Raw genomic sequence first — 3,037 nt, forward strand, 5'->3', positions numbered from 1 at the left:
AATTGTATAATCAACAAAAATTAATAAATTTATAACTCGAAAGTCTCCTTAAGGTTTCATCCTAATGTGTCTAATTTAGTTTGAAGACGTACAATCGTTGTCTATTTTTCCCGAGGGAGCAATCATGCCTTTGGTCAACAAAGTTTGGTACAGACTATAGAGGTTGATGCCATAGCTTGCAACCTTTTCTTTATCGACATAAATGCTCAACTGTTCTTTTTGCTCTCCGTATCTTCTTAAATTAGACACGGATTCGATTCCACGCAACTGCCCTTCCAGCTGTTCCATATAATCGCCCAATTGCCGGTAGGTTTTGGTGTCCGACTCCAAGGCGATCAGCAAAGCCGATGTATCCCCAAAATCGTCATTGGCAATCAGCGCTAGCACTCCCGAAGGCAATTGCATTTTGAAGGTGCTAAGCCCGTGCTTGATCTTGGACCATACTTCATCCTTATTGTTGACATCGTCATTCAGTTCCACAAATACATAGACAATGCCGTCTCTCGATTGCGAATAGGTTTTTGCTTTCTTCACCTCCTTATAGGTGAAAAGGAAGTTCTCCAAGGGTTTGACCAATTGCTCTTCTACTTCGGCAGAGGTAGCTCCCGGATAAACCCCGACCACCACACCCTGCCGAATCGTAAAGGCAGGAAATTCCTGTTTGGGCATTCTGTACAGCGCAAAAGCACCAAACAAAACCAAAGTCGATATCAACAACAGTACAATCTTGTTGTACTTCATAGCCAAGGCTATGAGCCCGGTTTGTTCTTTAGTATTCTCCATATCCGATATTATTTAGTGGTGTTTTTTGCGGTTAGCAATACACCTTCGCTGATATTTTGGTAACCTTCGGTGATGAGTTCATCCCCTTCTCTAAGTCCGTTTTCGATGATCACACCGTTACCCTCCAGTTTACCCAGAGTCACTTCCTTATACACAGCCTTGTTGTCTTTACCTTTGAGCCATACAAATCGTTTCCCACTATGGTCTATCTGTATTGCTTTAAGCGGAATGATAATGCTTCCCTCATCGGATGATAGCGTATTGTTGAGATAAGCCTTGCATACCATGCCCGGCATGATTTGACCGGAAGGATTCGCGATTTGCACCTTTATATCATAAGTGTGTGAAATCGGGTTTGCCGCTACGCCTTTCTCGATGATTTTTCCGCTGAAGGTCTGATTGCCCAGGGCAGAAATAGACACATTACATACCGATCCAATGCGGATCGAGGAAACTTCGTTTTCGGGAACGGGAACCTTGATCTTGACGGAATTGATGTCCATGATCTGATACACCGGAGTTCCAGGCATGACGCTGGCTCCTGATTCCACATACCGTCTGCCGATGACACCCGACTGGGGAGCATACAGCTGACCGTCCTGCAGGTTCTTGCGGGCAATGGATTCGGCCGCTCTTGCCTGTTCGAGTTTAGTCTTGTAATCAATGTATTGAATTTCTGGCAAACTTTTGTTTTCATACATGGTCGACATGCGCTTGTAGGCATCTTCCGCCTGTCTCAAAGTGACCAAAGCGAGTTCATGTGCACTTTTTAATGAGATCATATTCAGGCTCGCCAGCAATTGTCCTTTGCTCACCTTTTGTCCTTCGTGAGCATACATCCGTTCGACGTTGCCCATTGTCAGAAAGCTGACGTCGAGCGTATTCTCGCTCTCAACGGTTCCGATATATTCCTGCTGATGTGCCCGGGCGTCATAAGCAATGGTCTGAATCTGTACCGCAACGGTTTTGGCTTCGGTTTTTTCTTCCTCGGATCCGCAAGACACAAGGGATAAAGTCGCTATGCATAGAGCGCATGTTTTTGTGAAGTAAAATCTCAACTGTTCCATAATAATCTGATTTCTTGTTTGTCAGATGCAAAGGTCTGAACAACAGTTTCTTTTTTACCGACGGTTTAGGAGGGGTTAATGTTCAAAAAGTCGTTTTTTTTAAATTTTTGCATATCTTTATCAAAAAAAGATGAATAATAGGAGCAATTTTGGCCGTGTTTCAATAGAGAATATGGCCAAACAACCAGATGTCATTGCGGAAACCTTAGACCTGATCGTTTCTAGAAAGCCCAATACTGTACGGGAATATTCATTTGACTTCCGATATCCCCATATTATAGAAGGTATCGGGTTTACCTTCTGCACGCGGGGTTCTGCCAAGATCAATATCAACCTGACGGAATATAATATAACAGCCAATATGCTTGGAATATTGGTGCCAAATTCAGTCATAGAAGTGGTGGAGCAGAGTGATGACCTGCAGATTGAATTCCTTTTCTTTTCTTTCGATTTTATATCCAACATGCATATTGTAAACGAATTGGGGGAAATTGCCAGCAGGGTAGAAAAGCAAGCATGCATTTATCTGGAAGATGAGCGTTTTTATGAATTATTAGATTTTCATCAGATAATCGTTAAAGAGTACGAGCAGCCTGCCGCTTACCGAACCGAAATTGTGAAAAGCTTGCTCCACACCCTGGTTTATAAGGTGCTCCAATGCTACTCCGAACTGGAAATAAAAACCGAAGACAAGGCACAGTCTCGGCACGATGCAATCTACAGGAGGTTTATGTCTTTGTTGTTTGAGCATTATCGTACGGAACGAAATGTGCAGTTTTATGCGGACAAACTCTATCTGACCCCGAAATATTTTTCAAAGGTCATTAAAAATACCAGTGGAAAGACGGCAGGCGAATGGATCGATGAAATGGTAATTATGGGTGCCAAAGGCATGCTGAAAAGCTCCGATCTAACGGTGGCCCAAATAGCCGATGAACTGAATTTTGCCAACCCTTCTTTCTTCGGAAGCTATTTTAAAAAGACAACGGGAATGACACCTTTGCAGTATCGAGGAGTGTAGGCAGCATCCTTTTTAGGAAGTCCAAGGTATCCAACAAAAAAAGCTGTTCCTTCAAGAGATCGAAACAGCCTTATTTATCACTACCAAACGGATAAACTTAAAAACAGGCAATAAACTCACTTAACTTACTGATTATCAGTAAATATTTTCATTAGATAAAAAAGCC

Annotated in this window: 3 protein-coding genes; 1 reads left to right on the forward strand and 2 read right to left on the reverse strand. The window is 42.6% G+C overall.

The genetic code is table 11. The features are described from left to right. Positions 1-75: 75 nt before the first annotated feature. Positions 76-783: an efflux RND transporter permease subunit gene (locus A37S_RS0122310; RefSeq protein ID WP_028298858.1), complete on the reverse strand. Its 708-nt coding sequence runs from the start codon at positions 781-783 to the stop codon at positions 76-78. An 8-nt stretch (positions 784-791) separates the two neighbouring features. After that, entirely contained in the window at positions 792-1,850 is a 1,059-nt protein-coding gene (locus A37S_RS0122315) for an efflux RND transporter periplasmic adaptor subunit (protein WP_028298859.1), read from the reverse strand. 130 nt (positions 1,851-1,980) lie between these two features. On the opposite strand from A37S_RS0122315, the gene A37S_RS0122320 reads away from it, so the two are divergent. Beyond that, the gene (locus tag A37S_RS0122320) at positions 1,981-2,871 is read left to right on the forward strand and encodes a helix-turn-helix domain-containing protein (RefSeq protein ID WP_028298860.1); all 891 of its coding nucleotides are present in this window, start codon (positions 1,981-1,983) and stop codon (positions 2,869-2,871) included. Positions 2,872-3,037: the final 166 nt, after the last annotated feature.

Source organism: Olivibacter sitiensis DSM 17696 (assembly GCF_000427965.1).
Lineage (GTDB): Bacteria > Bacteroidota > Bacteroidia > Sphingobacteriales > Sphingobacteriaceae > Olivibacter > Olivibacter sitiensis.

Coding starts and splice junctions, on each gene's coding strand:
- A37S_RS0122315 (WP_028298859.1), bottom strand. CDS start 1,850: ATGGAACAGTTGAGATTTTACTTCACAAAAACATGCGCTCTATGCATA.
- A37S_RS0122320 (WP_028298860.1), top strand. CDS start 1,981: ATGAATAATAGGAGCAATTTTGGCCGTGTTTCAATAGAGAATATGGCC.
- A37S_RS0122310 (WP_028298858.1), bottom strand. CDS start 783: ATGGAGAATACTAAAGAACAAACCGGGCTCATAGCCTTGGCTATGAAG.